Origin of the sequence: Microcoleus sp. FACHB-672, assembly GCF_014695725.1 — a bacterium.
GTDB lineage: Bacteria > Cyanobacteriota > Cyanobacteriia > Cyanobacteriales > Oscillatoriaceae > FACHB-68.
Window position 1 is genome coordinate 218,774 of record NZ_JACJOU010000026.1, and the last position, 21,542, is coordinate 240,315.

The 21,542-nt window shown below is 49.0% G+C and carries 8 protein-coding genes; 2 read left to right on the forward strand and 6 right to left on the reverse strand.

Annotated elements, in window-relative coordinates:
• Positions 1-38 precede the first annotated feature (38 nt).
• Complete coding sequence (locus H6F56_RS21005) at positions 39-1,154, forward strand: glycosyltransferase family 4 protein (protein ID WP_190672189.1); 1,116 nt, start codon at positions 39-41, stop codon at positions 1,152-1,154.
• Between the two features lie 81 nt (positions 1,155-1,235).
• On the forward strand, positions 1,236-2,171 hold the full coding sequence (locus H6F56_RS21010) for a S66 peptidase family protein (RefSeq protein WP_190672193.1): 936 nt from the start codon (positions 1,236-1,238) through the stop codon (positions 2,169-2,171).
• 131 nt (positions 2,172-2,302) lie between these two features.
• Here H6F56_RS21010 and H6F56_RS21015 read toward each other — a convergent pair whose 3' ends face one another.
• From H6F56_RS21015 to H6F56_RS21040, 6 genes are all read right to left on the reverse strand, one after another.
• Positions 2,303-3,079: an MBL fold metallo-hydrolase gene (locus tag H6F56_RS21015; RefSeq protein WP_190672196.1), complete on the reverse strand. Its 777-nt coding sequence runs from the start codon at positions 3,077-3,079 to the stop codon at positions 2,303-2,305.
• Positions 3,080-3,129: 50 nt separating this feature from the next.
• Positions 3,130-10,443: a putative Ig domain-containing protein gene (locus tag H6F56_RS21020; protein ID WP_190672200.1), complete on the reverse strand. Its 7,314-nt coding sequence runs from the start codon at positions 10,441-10,443 to the stop codon at positions 3,130-3,132.
• A 722-nt stretch (positions 10,444-11,165) separates the two neighbouring features.
• Positions 11,166-15,044: an Ig-like domain-containing protein gene (locus tag H6F56_RS21025; RefSeq protein ID WP_190672204.1), complete on the reverse strand. Its 3,879-nt coding sequence runs from the start codon at positions 15,042-15,044 to the stop codon at positions 11,166-11,168.
• Positions 15,041-17,698 carry a hypothetical protein gene (locus H6F56_RS26520; protein WP_309236602.1) on the reverse strand — a complete coding sequence of 886 codons (2,658 nt, stop codon included), beginning with the start codon at positions 17,696-17,698 and terminating at the stop codon, positions 15,041-15,043. The genes H6F56_RS21025 and H6F56_RS26520 overlap by 4 nt, the downstream gene beginning before the upstream one ends.
• A 115-nt stretch (positions 17,699-17,813) precedes the next feature.
• Positions 17,814-18,416: a DUF11 domain-containing protein gene (locus tag H6F56_RS21035; protein WP_190672206.1), complete on the reverse strand. Its 603-nt coding sequence runs from the start codon at positions 18,414-18,416 to the stop codon at positions 17,814-17,816.
• Between the two features lie 199 nt (positions 18,417-18,615).
• Positions 18,616-21,219, reverse strand: coding sequence for a hypothetical protein (locus H6F56_RS21040; protein WP_199313122.1), 2,604 nt, complete (start codon positions 21,217-21,219; stop codon positions 18,616-18,618).
• Positions 21,220-21,542: the final 323 nt, after the last annotated feature.

Below are 21,542 nucleotides of genomic sequence, written 5' to 3' on the forward strand. Positions count from 1 at the left end.
ATTGATCAACTAATCGCACTTAGCAAAAAACGCAAATCGTGACTGGTAAATCTGCAAACTCACTCAAACTTCTATTTCTTTCCACACCTGTTGGCCAATTGGGTTCAGGACTTGGCGGCGGAGTGGAACTGACTTTGTATAACATTGCCCTGGAAATGCACCGGCGAGGGCATCATTTGGATATTGTCGCGCCGGCAGGCTCTCGTTTAGATTCATTTCCAATTAAAGAAATAGCCGGTGAATTGCAAATCACAGCCCAAACTCAGGAACGCGACGCTTTGATTTGTATGCCGGGAAATTCTTTACTGGCAAATATGTGGGAATGTGCTCGCCAAATTCAAGGAAATTACGATTTAATTGTTAATTTTGCTTACGATTGGTTGCCGTTTTATCTAACACCTTTTTTTAATTGTCCCATCGCCCATTTTGTCAGTATGGGATCGCTCTCTAATGCGATGGATCAAATTATTGAACAGGTAGCAATTCAGTTTCCCGGTACAATCGGTCTTTACACAAAATCCCAAGCAGAAACCTTTGTTTTAAAATCTTCTGAACTCAACGCCTCATGGTGCGAGGTTTTAGGCAGTGGCGTTGATTTATCCCTTTATGATTTTTGTGATTCTCCCGCCCCTCAGTTGGCTTGGTTAGGTCGAATTGCCCCAGAAAAAGCCCTAGAAGATGCCGTCGCGGCAGCTCAAATTGCCGACATTCCGCTGAAAATCTTTGGCAAAATGCAGGATGAATCCTATTGGCAGCAGATTTGTCAAGCCTATCCAGATGCGCCGGTGGAATATATGGGATTTTTCTCAACTCAAAAGTTGCAAGAACAGTTAGGCAAATGTCAGGCGATGCTGATGACTCCGCGCTGGGTAGAAGCCTTTGGAAATGTCGCAATTGAAGCGCTGGCGTGTGGAGTGCCGGTGATTGCCTACCGGCGTGGAGGGCCGGCTGAAATAATCCAAGATTGCAAAACCGGCTTTTTAGTAGAACCAGATAGTGTCGAAGGCTTAGTAGATGCAATTAAACGCTTAGATGAAATTGACCGTCTAGAATGCCGGCGGCAAGCAGAAACAGAATATTCTTTAGAAGCCTTAGGTGATCGCATGGAACAATGGTTCCAAAATATTAAACAGCGTGCCAACCCAACTTCTTAAATAAAACCGCAAATAAACATAGCCTTTAACAGACAATCTATCTGTGTCCATCTGTGGTTATAAAATCTTTATCTCGATAAAATGCAATCCCAAATCCCAAATCTCAATTCTAAAATTCAACTGCCACCGGCTCTCAAACCAGGCGATCTGCTGCGGGTGATTGCGCCGAGTGGTTGTCTGCGAGAATTTGAAGCCTTTGAGAAAGGAGTGGAAATTTGGCGAGATCGTGGGTATCGAGTAGAACTGAGTGCCGGTTACGATAGCCGGTGGGGTTATTTAGCCGGCAACGATGAAGATCGCCGACAGCAATTAGCAGACGCCTGGAAAGATCCAGAGTGTCGCGCCATTCTCTGTGCCAGAGGCGGTTACGGGGGTGCGAGAATTCTGGAAGATTGGAACTGGGATGAATTACTTAGCACTCCCAAATGGTTAATCGGCTTTTCCGATATCACTGCTATTCTTTGGAGTCTCTTTCAAACCGGCATCTCAGGTGTTCATGGACCCTTGCTAACCACGTTGCCGGCTGAACCTGAGTGGACGATGCAGCGGTTATTTGACTGGGTAGAAAGTCATTCTATAAAACCTTTGCAAGGAACCGGCTGGGGTGGGGGACAAGCGAGTGGGTATTTGCTGCCGGCAAATCTAACCGTCGCAACCCATCTGGTAGGGACAGCCGTAGAACCACCGTTAGAAGGCGCAATTTTAGCATTTGAAGATGTTGCAGAAGCACCCTATCGAATTGACCGGATGCTAACTCAGTGGCGGATGATGGGAAAATTTAAAGGAGTGCGAGGAATTGCACTGGGGCGCTTTAGCCGGTGTACGAATGACCCGAAAATTCCCAGTTTTACAGTAGAAGAAGTCTTGCGAGATCGCTTAGGAGATTTAGGGTTGCCGGTTGTTTCCGGCTTACCTTTTGGTCATGAGGGAGAAAACGCAACCCTGCCAGTCGGAGTGCCGGTTCTCCTAGATGGAGATAAAGGCATATTAGACTTTCCCACAGTGCCGGCAAAATAGGCCGGTAAAAACCTAAAAACCGACACAAGCGCCATCTGCGTTTATCTGTTTATCCCCAACTACAGACTATCGCCTACATCTGCGTTTATCTGCGTGCATCTGCGGTTAAAAATCTCATAAATCCCACCAACCTAAATCACCGCCCGTTTTTGCAATTGAATCTCAAACACTTCCCCAGGCGTAGCGTCAATAACTTGCGTGGATAAATTATTCTGAGCTAACAACGAGCGAAATTCATCAATACTTCCGATACCCCGAAGTATAGACATGAGCAATCCTTCAAAGATGACATCACCACCGGCAGCCGTGGGTAACATCACTTGCGGTTGCAGAAGTTTAGCCACTTCTAAGGCACTTTGGCTGCCTTTAATAATGGAACCCACTAGCGGCAGTGCCAGGTCAACAATCGGGACAATGACGACATCCACCGGGGCAGATGCTTTGAGAGTGGGGGAATGATACCCGTGAGGCTCATAGTAGAGAGTCGTGCCGGCAGCCAAATCTTTAAGGAGATACCCATTTTCCACAAGTTGCGGGCCAATGGGAGAACCAGGAGTCGCTTTGATTTCTACTTTATTGGCAAGGGTAAAACTACTGCCGTGGTTGAGTGGAGTAACTTCAGTGAAACCCAATTCTTTCACAACTTTAGCGGCGCTGGGGGAACCCACAACCGGAATGTTGCGATTGAGTTGTTTGAGGGTAGGTGGATGTGCGTGGTCTTCTAATCCCTGTGAGAGGAGAATCAGGTCAATGTTTTCTGGAATTTCTCTGGCTTTGGGGCGATCGCCTTTAAACAGCCAAGGGAGGTTGCCAAAGACCAAAGGGCCAACTAACCAGGGATCGAGGAGTATCCGTAGGCCGGCCATGTTAATCAGCCAAGAGTTACTGTCTAGCCAAGTTAGCTGCATTGCATTTACAAAATAATATCTGAACTGTATTTTAGGCAGTTATGACATTTCTACAACAGAACATTAACCGTTACACCCGTCTGAACCAGAAGCGTCGCACTGCTGCTGGTGTATTGATTGAAACCGTTGGCTGTTGTGCTGGCGAATGCAAAGCCCGATGCAGTTACGATATCGCCGACATTGCCCTCTACAGTCAAGGTGCTAGTCGAACCAGACAAGCTGATCACATCTCTCACGCCCAAGCTCAGGGTGTTATTACCGGCACCCGTCATATTGATTCGCTCAATGCCCTGGATGAGAGGGTTACGAATCGCTGTCAGATCGAGGGCCATGCCGGCACCGACAAGCAACAAGGTGTCAGTCCCCAAACCCCCATCAATTCGCCGGAAGCCGGTATCGCTAATCGTCACAATGTCCTCACCGGCACCCCCATAAAGCACATCAGCCCCGCCATTGCCGATGAGTTGATCGTTCCCCAAACCCCCAACCAAAATATCTGCTGCGGTGGTGCCGGTGAGGACATCTGCTGTTGCAGTTCCCATCCCTGTCACCGACGCCGTGAAATCGCCGCCATAAACCACGTAGGAGGTGCCGGAATTCGCTCCAATTGGTGCTGCTCCAAAAGCCCCTACAATCAAATCAGCAAAGCCATCACCATTGAGATCCCCCGCCCCACTCACAGAACGACCGGCTAAGTTATTTGCCGATGCGCCATTCAGCGCAAAACCACCAATACCGGCTGCGACTGCGCTTAGGTTCACGGCTGTGTTATCCGCCTTCCCGAACACCACATAAGATTTGCCAGAGAAAGCCCCATTTGGATCGGCCCAGCGAGCCCCCACGATCAAGTCATCCAGACCATCGCCGTTGACATCTCCGGCTGAACTTACTGAGATGCCGGCATGATCGCCTGCTGTTTCCCCATTGATGGTAAAGCCGCCGTTATTGCCTGATGGGCCGCCAAACACGACATAAGACGTGCCTGAGGAAGTTTGATTGGGGCCAGCATTATACGCGCCCACAATCACGTCAGCGAAGCCATCACCATTAACATCTCCGGCTTCGCTCACAGAACGGCCCAATCGGTCGTTTGCCGCTTGACCGTTGATGGCAAAGCCGCCGGTATTTCCTGCTACTGCTACAGCGCCCAAAGCTACCGCCGTGGTAGTTGTTTTGCCATACACCACATAAGCTTTGCCGGCGGAAAAATTTCCGTTCGGGTCGGCCAAGTAAGCGCCTACAATCAAGTCAGCCAAGCCATCTCCGTTGACATCCCCAGCTGAACTGACCGAGTTGCCGGCTTGGTCATTCACCCCCTCGAATGTAATCGCAAAACCGCCCGTTCCGTTGGAGATCGCGTTCAAGTTTATCGGCACTGTGTTGTTCGCCTTGCCAAACACAACGTAAGCTCTGCCGCTTCTGAGATACTCTTGCTCAACAAGCACGCCATTGTTATTGGCATCAAGGCCAAAAGCGGGAGCACCCACGATCAAGTCATCCAAACCGTCGCCGTTGACATCACCGGCCCCGCTGACGGAAAAACCGGATTCAATGCCAATCCACTCGCCGTTGATCACAAAGCCGCCGGTTCCGGGATTGGCTGCCACAGCCGTCAAATTCACTGGCGCGTTGTCCGCCTTACCAAATACCACATAGGATTTGCCGGAGGATAGCCTAGTGGCAATAGTGGGATCGTCGGCCCGATCTGCACCGATAATCAGGTCAGCCAGTCCATCGCCGTTGACATCGCCGGCCCCGTTGACTGAGATGCCGGCCCGATCATATCCGGCCTGACCATTGATCACAAAGCCGCCATTGCTGCCTGATGGCCCTCCAAACACGACATAAGATTTCCCAGATCCAGGGGCGGGTGCGCTGGCAGAAGGCGCACCGATAATCACATCAGCAAAGCCATCCCCATTCACGTCTCCTGCCCCATTCACCGAGAAACCCGCCCATTCAAATGCGGCTTGACCGTTGACACTAAAACCCCCGCTTCCGACTGGCACATTGGTGCCGGTGGCAATGGCGCTTAACTGGACTTGTGAGGCGACAGTTAGGGTTACGGTTCCGGTATCGGTGAGGCCGGTGCTATCGCTGACAGTGTAGTTTAAGGTTGTCGTGCCGGCAAACCCTGGAGTTGCCCGGTAGGTAATAATGCCGTTGTTGATCGAGGCCGTCCCATTCGCTGCGGTTACTGCGGTAATGGTAAGCGTGTCTGCCGGCAGGTCAGCATCTGTATCATTAGCCAGCAAAGTAGCGACTGGAATTTCTAAGCGGCTACTTAATAGCACTGGCGTGGTAATGATGTCGTTCACCGCTACTGGCACGTTGCTAGTGCCAACTGTCAAAGTAAATGTATCGATGACACTGCCGCCGTTGCCATCTGATGCTTGAACATTAATTGAAAGGGGGGTGGCAGCTCCATTGGGTGGAGTGCCACTAAAGGTGCGGGTAGTTGGGTTAAATGTTAACCAGGCCGGCAATGGTGCGTTGTTATCTAGGGTGGCACTGTAAGTTAATACATCGCCATCAATATCATTGAAAGTTGTAGCGGCAAATGTGTAGTTGAACGCTGTGCCGGCGTTCGCGTTTTGATCGGCAATGGCGGTGACCACCGTTGGGGCATCATTGGTATTTATCACACCCAAATTGAATGTCTCTGTAACACTGCCCCCGTTGCCATCTGATGCTTGAACATCAATTGAAAGGGTGCGCACATCTCCATTGGCTGGAGTCCCGCTAAAGGTGCGGGTTGCTGCGTTAAATGTTAACCAGGCCGGCAATGGTTCGCCGTCGGCTAGGGTGGCACTGTAGGTTAACGCATCTCCATCTGGATCTGTAAACGTATTGGCCGCAAACGTGAAGTTAAAGACACTATCTTCTAGTGTATTTTGGTCACCGATGGGGGTAGCAACGATTGGGTCATCATTGACATTATTTACCACCAAATTAAATGTATCAATGGCACTGTCGCCTGTGCCATCTGATGCTTGAACATCGATTGATAGGTTGCCCACATCTCCATTGGCTGGAGGGCCACTAAAGGTGCGGGTTGCTGCGTTGAATGTTAACCAGGCCGGTAATGCATCCCCGCCGGTTTGGGTGGCGGTGTAAGTTAACGCATCGCCATCAAGATCGTTAAAAGTTGTTTCGGCAAATGTGAAGTTAAAGGTAGCGTCTTGAGTGGCACTTTGATCATCAATAGCAGTGACAACAACTATGGAAGACTCCGGGCCATTCCCAACTGTCAAATTAAATGTATCTGTGACACTGCCGCCGTTACCATCTGATGCTTCAACATTGATTGAAAGTGTGGCGGCATCGCCATTGGTTGGAGTGCCACTAAAGGTGCGGGTTGCTGCGTTAAATGTTAACCAGGCCGGTAATGCATCCCCGCCGGTTTGGGTGGCACTGTAGGTTAATGTGTCGTTATCAGGATCTGTAAATGTATTGACAGCAAACGTGTAGTTAAAAACACTATCTTCATCGGTATTTAGGTCAATGAGGGGGGTAGCAACGATTGGCGGATCATTGACATTATTTACCACCAAACTAAATGTATCGATAGCAATGCCGCCGTTGCCATCTGATGCTTGAACATCAATTGAAAGGGTGCGCACATCTCCATTGGCTGGAGTCCCGCTAAAGGTTCGGGTTGCTGCGTTAAATGTTAACCAGGCCGGCAATGCTGCGCCGCCGGTTTGGGTGGCACTGTAGGTTAATGTGTCGCCATCTGGATCTGTAAATGTATTGGCCGCAAACGTGTAGTTAAAGACACTATCTTCGGGGGTATTTTGGTCACCGATGGGGGTAGCAACGATTGGATTGCTATTACCCTTAACCACCAAATTAAATGTCTCTGTAACACTGCCACCGTTGCCATCTGATGCTTGGACATCGATTGAAAGTGTGGCGGCATCGCCATTGCTTGGAGTGCCACTGAAGGTGTGGTTCGCTGCGTTAAATGTTAACCAGGCCGGCAGTATAGAGCCATTGGTGAGTTTGGCTGTGTAGGTTAATGGATCTCCATCAATATCGTTAAAGATATTAACATCAAATGTGAAGTTGTACGCTGTGCCGGCATCCGTGTTTTGCTCGGCAATGGCAGTGGCAACCGTTGGAGCATCATTGACATTGTCAATCACTAAATTAAGTGTATTGATGACACTGCCGCCGTTGCCATCTGATGCTTGAACATCGATTGAGAGGGTGCCCACATCTCCATTAGCTGGAGTGCCACTGAAGGTGCGAGTTGTTGGGTTAAATGTCAACCAGGTCGGCAATGCTGCGCCGCCGGTTAGGGTGGCACTGTAAGTTAACGCATCTCCATCAATATCGTTGAAAGTATCAACGTCAAATGTAAAGTTAAAAGTAGCGTCTTCTAGGGTATTTAGGCCGGCAATGGGGTTGACAACCGTTGGCACGTCATTAACATTGCCAATCACCAAATTAAATGTATCGATGACACGGCCCCCCTTGCCATCTGATGCTTCAGCATCGATTGAAAGGGTGCCAACATCTTCATTGGTTGGGGTGCCGCTAAAGGTGCGGGTGCTGGGATTAAAGGTTAACCAAGTCGGCAGTATAGCGCCATTGGTGAGTTTGGCTGTGTAGGTTAATGGATCTCCATCGGGATCTTCAAAGGTTGTGCCGGCAAATTGGAAATTAAAAGTAGCGTCTTCTAGGGTATTTTGGTCAGTGATGGGGTTGACAACTATTGGCTCAGTACCAGGTGGAACAATAGGGTTAATCACCAAATTAAATGTATTGATGACAATGCCCCCATTGCCATCTGATGCTTCAACCTTGATTGATAGGGTGCCCACATCTCCATCAGTTGGGGTGCCACTAAAGGTGCGGGTTCCTGGGTTAAATATCAACCAGGCCGGCAATGGTTCGCCGCCGGTTAGAGTGGCTGTGTAGGTTAATGGATCTCCATCAGGATCGTTAAAAGTTGTCTCTACAAAGGTGAAGTTAAAGACACTATCTTCACGAGTATTTAGCTCAGCGATGGGGTTGACAACCGTTGGCGGATTGTTAACATTGCTAATCACCAAATTAAATGTATCGCTGGCACGGCCCCCCTTGCCATCTAATGCTTCAACATCGATTGATAGGGTGCCAACATCTTCATTGGTTGGGGTGCCACTAAAGGTGCGGGTGGTGGGATTAAATGTCAGCCAGGCCGGCAGTGTAGCGCCATTGGTGAGTTTGGCTGTGTAAGTTAATGGATCTCCATCGGGATCGTTAAAGGTTGTGCTGGCAAATGTGAAATTAAAAGTTACATCTTCTAGGGTATTTTGGTCAGCGATGGAGTTATCAATCGTTGGCTCATCATTGACATTGTCAATCACCAAATTAAATGTATCGATGGCACTGCCCCCGTTGCCATCTGATGCTTGAACATCGATTGATAGCGTGCCAACATCTGCATCAGTTGGAGTGCCACTAAACGTGCGGGTGATGGGATTAAATGTCAACCAGGCCGGCAATGGTTCGCCATTAGTAAGTTTGGCGGTGTAGGTTAACGCGTCGCCATCAGCATCTGTAAACGTTGTGTCGGCAAATGTGAAATTAAATACACTATCTTCGGGCGTATTTAAGTCAGCGATGGGGTTACCAACCGTTGGCTCATCCTCGATATGGCCAATCTCCAAATTAAATGTATCGCTGACACTGCCGCCTTTACCATCGGATGCTTGTACATTGATCGTAAGGGTGCCAACATCTCCATTGGTTGGGGTGCCACTAAACGTGCGGGTGGTGGGATTAAATGTTAACCAAGCCGGCAATGGTTCGCCGCCGGGTAGAGTGGCGGTGTAGGTTAACGCGTCGCCATCGGGATCTGTGAAGGTATTGGCAGCAAATGTGAAGTTAAACGGTGTATCAGCATCTGCAAGTTGGTCAACGATGGGGTTACCGGTTGCCGGCGCTTCATTAATATTTTGAAGGGTGATCGGGAAGTCTTTGTCAAAAATGTTGCCGGCTGCGTCAGTCACGCGCACTTTTATGGTGTGACTGGGTTGGGTTTCAAAGTCTAACGACGCGCCTGGGGCGACTTTTAACTGATTGCCGTTAATTATAAAGCGACCACCGGCATCGTCGAGTAATGCGTAAGTGTGGGTATCGTCTGCATCGGGATCGGAAGCCGATAAACTGCCAATTAGTGTGCCGGCTGGACTATTTTCATTAACGGCGACACTGGACAGCAAAATATCGTTCGGGGATGATGGAGTAGGATCGGGAGGGGGATCTCCTCCACCTGGAGCGGGAGGTGGTGTTTCTGGATCTTCTCCTGGGGAGGTGGGAGGAGTAGGGGTTAAGGAGATGAAATTTTCCCGGCTAAGAGTGCCGGTGAAGCCTTTTAAGATGGCTAAATATTCACCAAGTACCTTGTCTTGAATAATGGTGTAACCGGCATACTCGCCTGTGCCGGCAAATATATTTAAATCGTCGAAGGTAATTCCGCCGATTAACTCAAATTTATCGCTGCCGGTGCCAAAATCGAGCACCCAGTCGGCATCGGCAATATTGATTCCACCCGTTGTGCGATAACCGGCAACATCGTCCCGTCTGCCAATTACGAAGGTGTCGTCTCCTTCACCTCCGTTGAGTATGTCCGAACCGAGATCGCCGATTAAAACATCATTGCCTAGATCGCCAAATAGCAGATCGTTGTCTTTGCCGCCGTGGACTGTATCGTTGCCTTGCCCACCGTGAACGGTATCATTGCCTTCGTTGCCGGCAACCCAGTCATCCTCAGTATTGCCGTTTAAGTAATCTTCCCCTTCGCCGCCTACAAGTTGGTCGTTGCCTTCCCCGCCGAGTCCCGTATCATTACCGAGATCGGCTCTGAGTTGATCCTCGCCTAAATTACCAAATAGCTGGTCATCATTTTTGCCGCCGTGTAGGAGATCATTTCCTTCGCCGCCATACACGGTGTCATTTTCGGCATTGCCGTTTATGTAGTCGTTGCCGGCATTGCCAAATAAAACGTCTGATTCATCTTCATCGATTGTCTGTTGGTCGGGGGAAGATAAGGAATGATTAGTCTTATGATTATTTCCGTTTCCACCGATAACTGTGTCATCTCCGATGTCACCGCAGACTGTATCACTCCCTAGATCGCCGTATAGCAAATCATTGTCTTGGCCACCGTGTACGATATCATTTTCCTTGCCACCTCGTACGGTATCGCTGCCGGTGTTCCCGCTCAGAAAGTCGTTGTCTGTGTTGCCACTAATCCAGTCATTTAATTCTAATCCCAGCAATCCGTCTTCGCCGGCCCACCCAATTATTGTGTCGTTTTCTAATGCGCCGTTGAGCGAATCCCGTTGAGATGAACCATTGATTTCTGGCATACTTTCAGCTTCCAAATGGTAAAATAAACCCTAAGCAATCGATTTAAAATTTCTGCAAAAAATTAAGCACAGCTTTTTTTTGCCTGTTCTACAACCGGACAAGCAATGTTTTTTTTTTACTTGAAAGTAGAAAATTTTGCCTGACAAGGAATTTCCTTGTATCCAGCAATACACCCTTAAATATCAGACCTGATAACTCTGCGATTGAAGATCGGGATTTACCCAATTTTCGCAAAAGCTCAAAGGCTCTTTAAATGAGCTGTTTTGATTCTGCCTATTTTGGTCGTGAATGTCCAGTATTTTTACTGAGACTTCCAAAAAAAAACCAAAAATTCATACAAAGCGAAGAAATACTAATTTTTGGTAAAGATAACTGACTGTACAATCACTGATTGTTCAGCCGGAGAGTTCCCGGTACAGGTGAATGGTGTTTGCAAGAACATAGTTATCGTCCATGTCTCTACATAGGAAGGTGAAAACACGGATTAGCTGTAAAAGTTTTTGTTAGCATAGAACAAAGGCTCAGTAATTGCCACAGTGTCTTGATGTGTCGCGGCCAATATGGAGCGATCCCATAAAAAAAATTAAATTTTTATGCACTTAATTTGCTTTTTTATAATCTTTTGATTTTAGATAAAGGGTTTGCAATGTAAGATAAATTGAAACTTGCTTAAGTTTCAACTAAGGCAAAATAAATGTATGCCCCTTTAAAAGGGTAGAGATTAGAGATTGGAGAATTTCTTGCCCTGTGCTATTTTATTTGCTTGCTTGTCTTCTTCTTTCTCCAACGCCGGCACTGGCTTTTGCAATCCAAAGCCGCTAAACAATTCATTCAATTTGACAGTTAACCCTAAATAAGGCCCACTGGCGGATCGGGAACCGTCAAAGTCGCGATCCGTGACATCGCCGAACACATAACCGGCAGCTAGGCGCAAATTCGGCGTTAAATAATAACCAGTTTCTAGCACCCAGCCAATTTCGCTGTAATCATCTGCCGGCTGTCCAATCCAGCGCACTTCCCCGACGGCATCCCAGCGATATCCCAGCCGGTACGTGCTGCGAAGTTGGGTTAGATAAATTGTGCCGGTGCCGGCAAGATCATTTGCTAGGTAAGACGTACTCGTACGCATGGCACCTTTGCCATAAAATTCCCACCGCCAATTCGGTGCATAGATTGCTTCTAAGGCAAAGGTATGATCGTTGGAACTGCTGCTATTGTCAAAGAAAATACTATCCGGGATGATAGAAGGATTGCTGCGATATTCATATCTGAAAAGCGCATTAAATTTGTCATCAATCGGATCGCGGTAAGCAAGTCCTAAACGTAGGTTGATGCTATCTCCCAATTCTTCGAGCAGTTGGTTGGCGCTGGAAGCTTGCTGATAGCGGAGTAGTGCAGTAACGGCGCGGGAAATTTTGCCAGTGGCTGCGGCTGAAATCACAGTATTGCCGCCGGCAGAAGAGGTGCGGTGTTCGTATCTGGCAGAGGCTTGAAAATCGGTATCGTTATTATATTGAATCCCCACGCTGTAACTATCGCCGCCGCGAACACCTAAAGCCGATGCCCCTTGTCCGTAAGCGTAGGGTTGAGCGAATTGTACGCCGGTGCCGGTGCGTCCGAATAAATCGCCAAAAATATGTTCGTAGCTGCCTTCGAGTCTTAATCCTGGAGCAATTGTCCAACCTTGACGAATTCCGATTGCACCTGTCATGGCTTGAGCGTTGACGACGCCAAACCTGCCGGTTAAGGCGGTATCTTCTCCGAGTTTATAATCGCCGAGAAAGTCTAAGCTGGTAATTGAGTTGTTCTCAAATTGCCCGCCATTAAAGAAGATATGACTCAGTCGGAGCGTAATTCCTGGGTACGCTGCCCAATCGAGTCCTAGGATTGTTCTATCCGGGTAAATAATATCTTGTTGTGAGGCAAGATTGAGTTCATTTTGAGCGCGGAAGGTAAGGTTATTGGCAATTCGGTAGCTGAGGCGTGATCGCAGTTGTGATGAGGTGGTTTCGAGGGGGTTGGTTGGGCGGTTGTCTTCCCGATGCCGGTTAATCCAGTCAAATTCTAGGGAAGCTTTTGTGCCAATTCGCTGCAAGATGCCGGCGGATAGGGTGGTAAGGGAGTTATCAACTTGACTGCCGGGAATCGCTTCAAGTCTGGGTTCAAATAAGTCGGCGTAGGATGTTAAGGGACGTGGGGCAATGCCTTGATTTTTTTCATGGTCATATTGAAATCTGAGTTGAGTAGATCGGGTGATGCCGGCAGACAGTTGTGCGCCGTAGCGACTTTGACCGGCAACAAAGCTGGTGGTGGCGTTATTATTAAATCCGCTATCGGTGGATCGATAATAGAGTCGGTAGTTTAATAAAGATTGGAAATTCGTAATCGGTAGCGGGTAATTAGGAATTTCAGCCGGCAATTGGGGATTCAAGTTTTCTTCCTCACCCACTCTCCCAATCTCTCCCTCTCCCAATCTCTCCCTCTGTTCCTCTACCGCTTGACTAACTCCTCGCCTGCCAATCCCGCCGTTCAATTCCAGCCGATACGCGGAACCGCTAACGTTCCCCAAAATATCAGAGTCATTGCGGGAATGGGCGTATTCCCCAACTAACCGACTATTGTTGCCAAACGAAAGTAGGATATCTCCGCCGTAGAGTTCAAAGTCTCGGACACCGCGATCTTCACGCAGGTAAGTCGCACCGATCCAGGAGGGACGGTTAAAGTCTCGTGAGATGTTGTATTGCAGGTGACTGCCTAAAATACTGGTGCTGTTGTCTTGGCTGTCGTACTGGTAGGTACTGATAATTCGCCGCACTAATATTGTGCCGGTGGGATCTGCGTTAACCCGTAAAATCGGACGCCGGAACAGTAAGGTGCCTCGGTCGTAGTCGATTTCGTAGTCGCTGCTGCGGGTGAGTTGCTGCCGGTATAAAACTGTGCCGGGACGATCCAATTCTTCGACTTCCAAAAATACGTCTTCGCTGCCGGGGACAACCAGCCGGCGGGAGAGGAAGTAGAAGCCGCTAGTGCCGTCGGGGATAATACTGTCTCGCTGAAACCCTTCTACGTCTTGACTATAGAAGCCGGTGACTTGTAGGTTTCCGAGATTATAGTTACCTTTGAAGCCGTGTAATGAGCGGGTGATCGCCGTGAATTGCTGAGATTGGGTAGAAAATTCCGAGAGGGCGTAGTCTCCCCACATGAAATAATCGGGTTGAGCACCTTCAATTAAAGGCGAGTGTTCAAATCGTAAATAGACGCTATCTCTAGAAGGTGCAACAGTTTCTCGGCTGCAATTGTCGCCGTAGGTGGGATATTGCTGTTCGTAAAATTGCAAATCTTGAAATAGCCGGCGATCAAATCCGCTGCAAGTGTCGTTAAGATTGCGGGCGCTGTTAAATGCGCCGGTGAATAGCCAGTTTCCCCAGGTGCCGGTGGTGAAGGCTGCGCCTCTGGCGTTGAATTTGTAGTTATTATCGCCGTCGGCGGGAAGGAAGTTACTAAAACTATCCCAAAAATCAGTACCGCGCCGGCCAAAACGAAAGTCGATGACGCCGGTGAGCAGATTAGGTCTTAAGTTTGTCTCGAATTCAATTTGAGTAAAGGCTTCGAGTTGGGGGTTGGGAATGTCGGCTGGGGCGTTGGGGTTGGGTGTGCCGGCACGAATCCGAACGATGCCGGCTTGCAAACTTGATTGCAGGGTGGCGCTGAATTCTCCATTGCTGGTTTTGACTTGGTATCCGGGTTGGTCAGGATCAGCGTCTACAGAGATAAATTTCCCGGAACTCGTCGCCAGGGTAATCGTGGCGTCGCGGTTGGTGGGGTTGCCGGCGCTATCTAAAATTTGGCCGGTGACGGTGGCTGTAGACCGGCTATCGGCTGGAATCCGGGCTTCGAGGGTTTGGATTTTCAGTTGGGCGGGCATCCCTCGAACGAAAATACTAATTTTTGTCGCTGGCATTGAAGAATTTTGTTCCACACCGGCTTGCTGTCTGGCTTCTATAATATTTTCCCCTTCTATCAAGGGGACGCCGTACCAGGTTTGAGTGGTCGTGCCGGTGTTGGGATCGGTTTCGGTTTTGCCGATGAGGGCGGGATCGACCGGCTTGCCATTGACGAACAGTTGAATTTGGCTGCCGGTGGGATATTGCACAACAATTGTGGTAGCCGGTAAGTCTAATACAGTGGCGGCGGTTGGGCTAATAATTTGAGTATTTTGAGCAGTAATTTGAGAATTTGGAGCTTGAGATAGGATTTTATTCCACAAAAATCCCTGATTCCCCCTCTCCCCCGCATCCGGCATTGGAGAATTTGAAGACAGTGAGGATATCTCCACCCCGTTTCCCCCACTCTCCCCCTTTTTGCTGGGGAGGCTGTATTGGTTTAAAAGTAAATTATTTGAGTTTAAATTATGGGTCGCTTGCGCCCAAATTTTTCCCTTGTATTGATTTATATTACCATGATACGCGAAGTTTTCAACAGGAGTAAACAATGTTTGTACCAAGTCCTGCTCCGTCGTGGGAGTTTGGGCGCGGGAAATTTCTTGAGAAGCGATCACCCCAACTAAACTGATGAGAAAGACGGATGTTAAGTTTTTCATTGCCCTCTGCTCCTATACTCCCCCTCTCCGGTACTCCCACTCTCCCCCTCAAAGGCTGGAGTAATCCCAAAGTTCATGCGTACCAAGCCTCCGGGTTCTAACCGCACGAGTCGAGACTGGCTATTTCGTTCACTGAAATACTCATTTGGGGCGAAGGTGTAACCCGGAACGCTGGTGAGGTCGAGAACGCCGGTGCGGTAGCCGGGAAGGACGTTGGCAACGGAGAACAGGCCGTCATTGTCAGTGGTGATGCGGTTGCCATCATCTAAGAAAACTACGGCGTTTGGAACACCCGGTTCACCTTGTTGTTGTTCGCCATCAAAGTTTTTATCAACAAAAACGCGCCCGATGAGAGTGCCACAGTCGGAGACAATACCAGGGCGGATGACAAGGCGGTGGGTGGCAGGGCCGTCTTTGATGTCGAGGTTGCTATCGGTACGCCGGCCATTGACGGTGGCGGAGTTGCGACCGTCGCCCCGCACGGAGTCTGGGGTTAAACGGGCGGCGTAGGCAATGTTAAGGGTTTTACCGGCAGGAATCGTAAAGTTGCCGGCACTAAATGAAATCTCTCGCCCATTACTATCGCTGGTGACGGTTACAGCTTGCCCGTCTAATTCACCCCGAACCGAGTCAGACCGGAAGCTGAGGCCGAGGGGCAGCCGATCGCGGACGGTAATGTTATTGGCAGGGGCACTGGAAAGGTTGCGGATCGAGAGGCGGTAGATAACCGTGTCTCCCGGTTCTGCGGCAATGCGATCACCGGTTTTAATAATTTCGATTTCTCTGGCTTCGCAGACGGCGGCGCTGAGATCGAGAACGGCTAAATCCAGCCGCTGGCGGTTTGGATCTTGCGGGCTGAGACTGCCGGCAGATGAGGTATTGGTTGTGCCGGCACCGATTGGTCTGCCATCGAGGGAGGTGGCAGTGTAGCTAATACTGCCGGTGTTACTCTGTCCGATCTCGATCCGGATGCGGCGCTCGTTGTAGTTGGAATCTGGGGGCGGATTGACAACTAAAATGTAGCGACGTCCTGCCTCAAGTTGACCGCGATTTAAGTCCAGCAGGAAGTTATAACCGCCTTGATCTCCGTTGGTGAGGAAGAAGGGGTTGCTGTTTTCCGTGTTGGGCGAACTACCTTCTAGGATGTCGTTATCGCCAACATCTGGATATTCTGTGCCGGTGAGAGCGATTAATTTACCCAATCCAGTGCCGGTAGGATCGGCGGCGTCTGCTTCGTAGAGGGCAACACTAAAGCCGGTGTAGTCGGGTAAAAGTTCGCCGGCACAACCTGTAATGCGTCCCAAGGGTGAAGTGAGGGGTTGTCTAACGGTGACGGGGGAAATAATCACGCTTTGCCCCACCGGCTTGGTGACATCATCTTTGTCTCCAATATTGACGGTGACAGAAGAGCCGGTGTTGGGAACGGGTTTGACATCTACATCCACCACAACGATGACGCCACCCCCAGGTGGGACGACAACGGGGGTGGGAGTGTTTGCCGGCACCGGCGTGGGAGTTGGAGTAGGTGTCGGTTCTGGAGTTGGGGTAGGAGTCGGAACTGGGGTAGGTGTGGGTTCCGGAGTTGGCGTGGGCGTCGGTTCTGGAGTTGGAGTAGGTGTCGGTTCCGGAGTTGGCGTGGGAAAAGGAATGGGACTGGGAGTGGGCGTGGGTGTTGGACAGTCGGTGAGAAGAAATGCGCCCGGATCAGCATTCACAACTTGATAGCGAACGCCGGTGACGGTTCCAGGGCCGATCGTCTGCTGCTGAACGGTGCGCGGATCGGGAATTTCAAATCTTAAAGAGGTGTTGCCGGGGTTGGAGACAACATATTCAAATTTGAGAACATCTCCTTCACCGATGCCGGCGCGAATGCCGTTGCGAATGTTGCTAATTTCGCGGATAAAGTCGTCTCGCAGTTGGGTAAGAATATCCGCTTCTTCGGGGACTGCCCCCACCATTGCCTGAAAGCCGGTTTCAAAAGCTTGATTTGCAGAGGTGCTGCCGGTGGATGTGATCAGTGCGGCGACGGCTTGTTGGGTGGCAGTTTCCGCTTCTGTTTCTGTTAAACCGGCTGCCGTTAGTTGCGTTTTCACTAAATTGGCAAATACGGAAACGCCAATTTCTTGTGCCGCTGAACGTTCTAATCCTTGAATGATTTCTGCTTTTGCCGGCACTGCTTGCACAACCGCATCTCTAGAAATTCTTGCCAGTTCGGAGAAGGTGGCGCTGGTGGGTTGCTGTGCCAAGGCGACGGTTACAGCGATCACGGCTTTAGTGGCTTCTTCTTGGGCAAAGCCGAGTCTTACCAATTCATCTGCCAATGCGCCCGCAAATGCGCCGGCAACGAAGTTATCATTGCCATCTCGAACGCCGCCCGGTGATATCCTGAGAGGGCCAGTGCCAATTAAACCCAAATTTGTTGCGTTAGAAAGTCCATTTATGGGTTCTGGGTTAACTGAGTCACTGTATGTAAAACCGGCTTGATTTTGCACAACGATGTCGGGAATTACGCACTGAGGGTCTTGTTCTTGCGCCACCACAGCAGCCGGTAAAAGTAAAGCCGTGAAAGGTAAAACAGTCAGAATGGTGAAAAATGATGTTTCACTTTTCTTCTTTCTGGCTTTTTCTGTGAGTTGTGATGGCGGGTTGAACACCTGATTTTATACCTCTTTTTAGGTCATGAATTTGGGGATATTGACGGATTTTTTAATCGCAGATAAACACAGATGAATTTAGAAATTTTCCAAGTTTTTTATTTTAAATGGATTTCTATTTAACTTTGATTTGATAGGTTGCTTCGATTTCTGCCGGATTTACAGGTTTTGTAAATTCCCAGCGAATGTGTGTGTAAGCTTCTGCCGGCGCAGGTTTAGTTTCTATTTTGCCGTCGGGAAGGGTTTTTTGAATCGTTGGATTTGCTAGATATGTTTTAGCGTTATCAATGCTGTAAGTAATTTTTGCGTCTGTGCCGGTTGTTGAATTTAAGACATACACGGTTTGTTTAGGAATAGGTTGGGTCACGACAAAGTTATTTACGAGTGAGGCTGTGCTGTTTTCTCCGCGTAAGGTGTAACGAATAATGTCTCCGGGTTGCACAACTGCGTTTGCCGATAATGTTTGCCAAGTCCTATTTTCTTTGCCATTTTCATCTTTGCTCACGACTTGTCTTTCTGCTTGCAAGCGCAATTGCACCGGCTTTGCAGGGGTTTGGGTTAAAAGGGGTATGTTTTGTTGGGTTAATTTCTGAGGTTTTAGTCTTTTGTTTTTGAGTAAATGAGGGTTAGGGTGTGTTTGTTGGGCGTTTAATAGGGTTAGTTTAGGGTTTGTTAAAAGTGTGAGGGTGAGCGGTGCGAGGAGTAGTAGGTTTTGCATTTTTATGCCCCTGAGTATGTTGAGCTTCTGTTGGATGGGGTGTTTTTTTAACCGCAGATGATAGCGAAGCGTGGCGCTAGCCATACGCAGATGAATGTGGAGATTTTTCGTGAATGGTGTTTGTTTTTGTTTGTTGTTGGGTTTTGTTGGGATAGTGTTGGTTATTGGTTTTATCTGGAGTGTTTTTCAAAAAAACGTCTCAATTTACTCTACGCTGGAATGTAAAGGTTCCTGATTGACCGGGTGCTAAAGAACCTCGTACTCTATTTACATATTTTGTGACATCCTGATTAACGTTTGTTCCTGTTTGATCTTGTCCCTGAAGTGTGGCCGGCCTGCCGCTGAAAAAAGTAATGGTTCCGCCGTTAGAATCAAGGGCAGATCCCACAACATTGCTTGTGTCAATGCCGGTTATTGGATTATTATCTCCATCGCTATTATCGTTATCAAGCGCCCAATTGTTGCCTTTGGGATTGCTGGCTGCTTCGTAAGTGGTTCCATCTTCGGTGATGGTAATATCTTGTGCGGTTAAGGTGACGTTGCCGATTCCTCCTCCGGGGGTTGATATGTTTGTGTAGGTAAAGCGAAATTCGATAATATTTCCGGGTGACGGTGTTTTAGCAGTTGTGCTAAATGTGTCTTGACCGGCAGGCACATCCGCGCCGGTTGCTTTCAAAAGTCTTGACTCTTTTAACATCCGCAAAAAGCCGGTATAAACGCGATCAATTTTCCTGTTTGCCGGCTCTCCTGTATCCAGCAAACCGTTTCCGTTACTATCAATAAAAGCGGCAACCGGCACCGGATAACCCCGCAATTGAGCAGTGGAAGGTAAGTCGATTTGCACACTATAATTTGCGCTTTGATTGGCGGCTAAGTTGGTAATAATGACGGGTGGTTGTGGACTTGTAAACCCTGCGGTTGGGTTATAGGTATAAGTGGCGGATAAATTCCCGTAAATAATCGTGACAACTGTTCCCGCCGGCAAATCATTAGCATTTGCTGGCAAGGTGGGTAAAAGGGTGATATTCGCAAGATTGACGGCAGTATTTTGAACGGTGTTAGTAAATTCGACAGGCGCAGGATCAACCGGCTGGGAGGGATCTAATCCGGGGGGAATGGGCGCGGATTTATTGACAAAATCATCGTTGTTATCCGTTGGCCCAACAGCCCCCGGTGCCCCTGCTGGGCCATTGAGAAGGCCAGCGGATGGGCCAGTTACGATGACGACGTTGGGTTCACCGCCAGGGCCGGTGCCGCTGTTATCATTGTTGGGGTCGGTTCCTTGATTGCCTGGATTGGGAACGCCGGTATCAATAATTGGGTTGCCGGTGCTGTCGGTGGAACCGGGGGTGCCATCATCATTAAAGTTGTTAGGAACGCGATCACCCGATTCGTCATAAACGAGGGAGTCGGGATCACCGGCAGTTGAACCTAAAACTTGAGCGAGGTTGGCGACGGTGGCGGTGGTTGTTAGCCGGCTTGTTAGGACTTGGAAGGAAAATCCGTTAATTAGTGTGCCGGTGGCAACGGTCCCGTCTAAAATAAACCCGATTCGCGTTACATTTGCTAAGCCGCCGATTGCTGCGTCGTTGGGGTTGGTGTACCACTGCGCTTGCAAGGCATTTACGGTTGCTGGATCGTCTTTGGTGAAGATCGCTTGCCACTGACTAGGAATTGTCCGAGTGTCGGTTAGCTGAGTCCCCGCCGGCACGACGTCGGAAATTAAAATTCGCGTGACAGAGGTGCCGTTAACCGTAATTGGGGTGCCGGCTAAGTCAGCGGGAACGATGCCGGTGCTGCCGGTAACGGTCTGCGACAGCACTTCCAGGGCTAAGTTATAAGTAATGCGATCATCACTCGCATCGGCGGGGTTGCCGGCATTAATCGGTTCTGCGTGGGTTTTGTAAATCGCCGGCAACGCGAGGGGGTTTGCCCCGACTGTCGCTGTCTGAGTCGCACTCGCCTCACGGATGCCATTCGCCGGCACTCCTGCGGTTTCGCCGGCAACGCCATCTGGGTTATCAACGGTATAAACATCCCCAGGTTCGGCAGTTTGCGCCACATTTTGCGCGTTATTGGGGGTTTGTCCGAGTTGCACGGCAATCTCATTGCCGTCGGTTGCTTCTGGATTGAGTGTCACCGGCACTCGCACGCGAATCGATCCGCCAGGGGCAAATGAGCCGGTTTCCACACCATCCGCCGTGAAGGTGAAGCCGGCGAGAGTTGAACCGGCTGCAATATCTACCCACGTTTGCCCCCCATCCACACTAATTTGCAGATTGCCGGTGACTGTGCCAGGGCCGGTGACAGTTGCTAGATTGGGAATTCTAAATCTTGTCGGATCGTTGCCGACGTTGGTAATTCTGTAGTTGAAATAAAGTAAATCGCCCGGTTCAATTTCGCTATTGCCATCCGCTTCGGTAAAGCCGGCTGCGGTTACGGTAATCCCCGCCACTTCTGCCACAGAGATCGTAACAGTGTTGGAAATTACCTCGTTAATTTCTCCGGTGTTGGGATCTTGATAGGTTCCCGTTGCTTCGTTTTCGATCACCGTGCCTGCCGGCGTGCTTTGTGCTTGTGCCAAAGTCGGTAAAATTAAGCAAGAAAAAGGCAAAACACAGCATCCAAAAGCCAAGTTCCAAGATACAAAAAGCTTTCTTTTCTTGGCTTTTAACTTTTGATTGATTTGGCCGTTAACGCTTTGTTCACTATCTTTTTTTCTATCACCGGCTCCCTGTCGCGCTGCTTTCCCCTCGCAGTTATGTCGCCACAGACGGGCCGCCCATTCTTCACTTTGTTTCACTGGCTGAGACCCCACCGGGTAGACGCCCCATATTTTTATAGCATAAACTTTTAAGTAAAAAATATTACATTTTTTGAATAACTCTTGTGGTATAAATACCGACTTGCCGGCACTCCTAGTGAACTCACTTTTTTGTGAATACTCCTCATGAGGATTGAGGGAGATGCCGGAATAAAAAATCTTTCAGATGGGACAAAATCTGCTTGTAAACGAATTTAGCTTAAGTTTTATCAGTCCAAAATTGTGTTAAATTTCCTAACAATTTTTGGAAGTGCCAATAACATTTCAGAGGGGTTCCCATAGGTTTGGCTAGCGTCACAAAG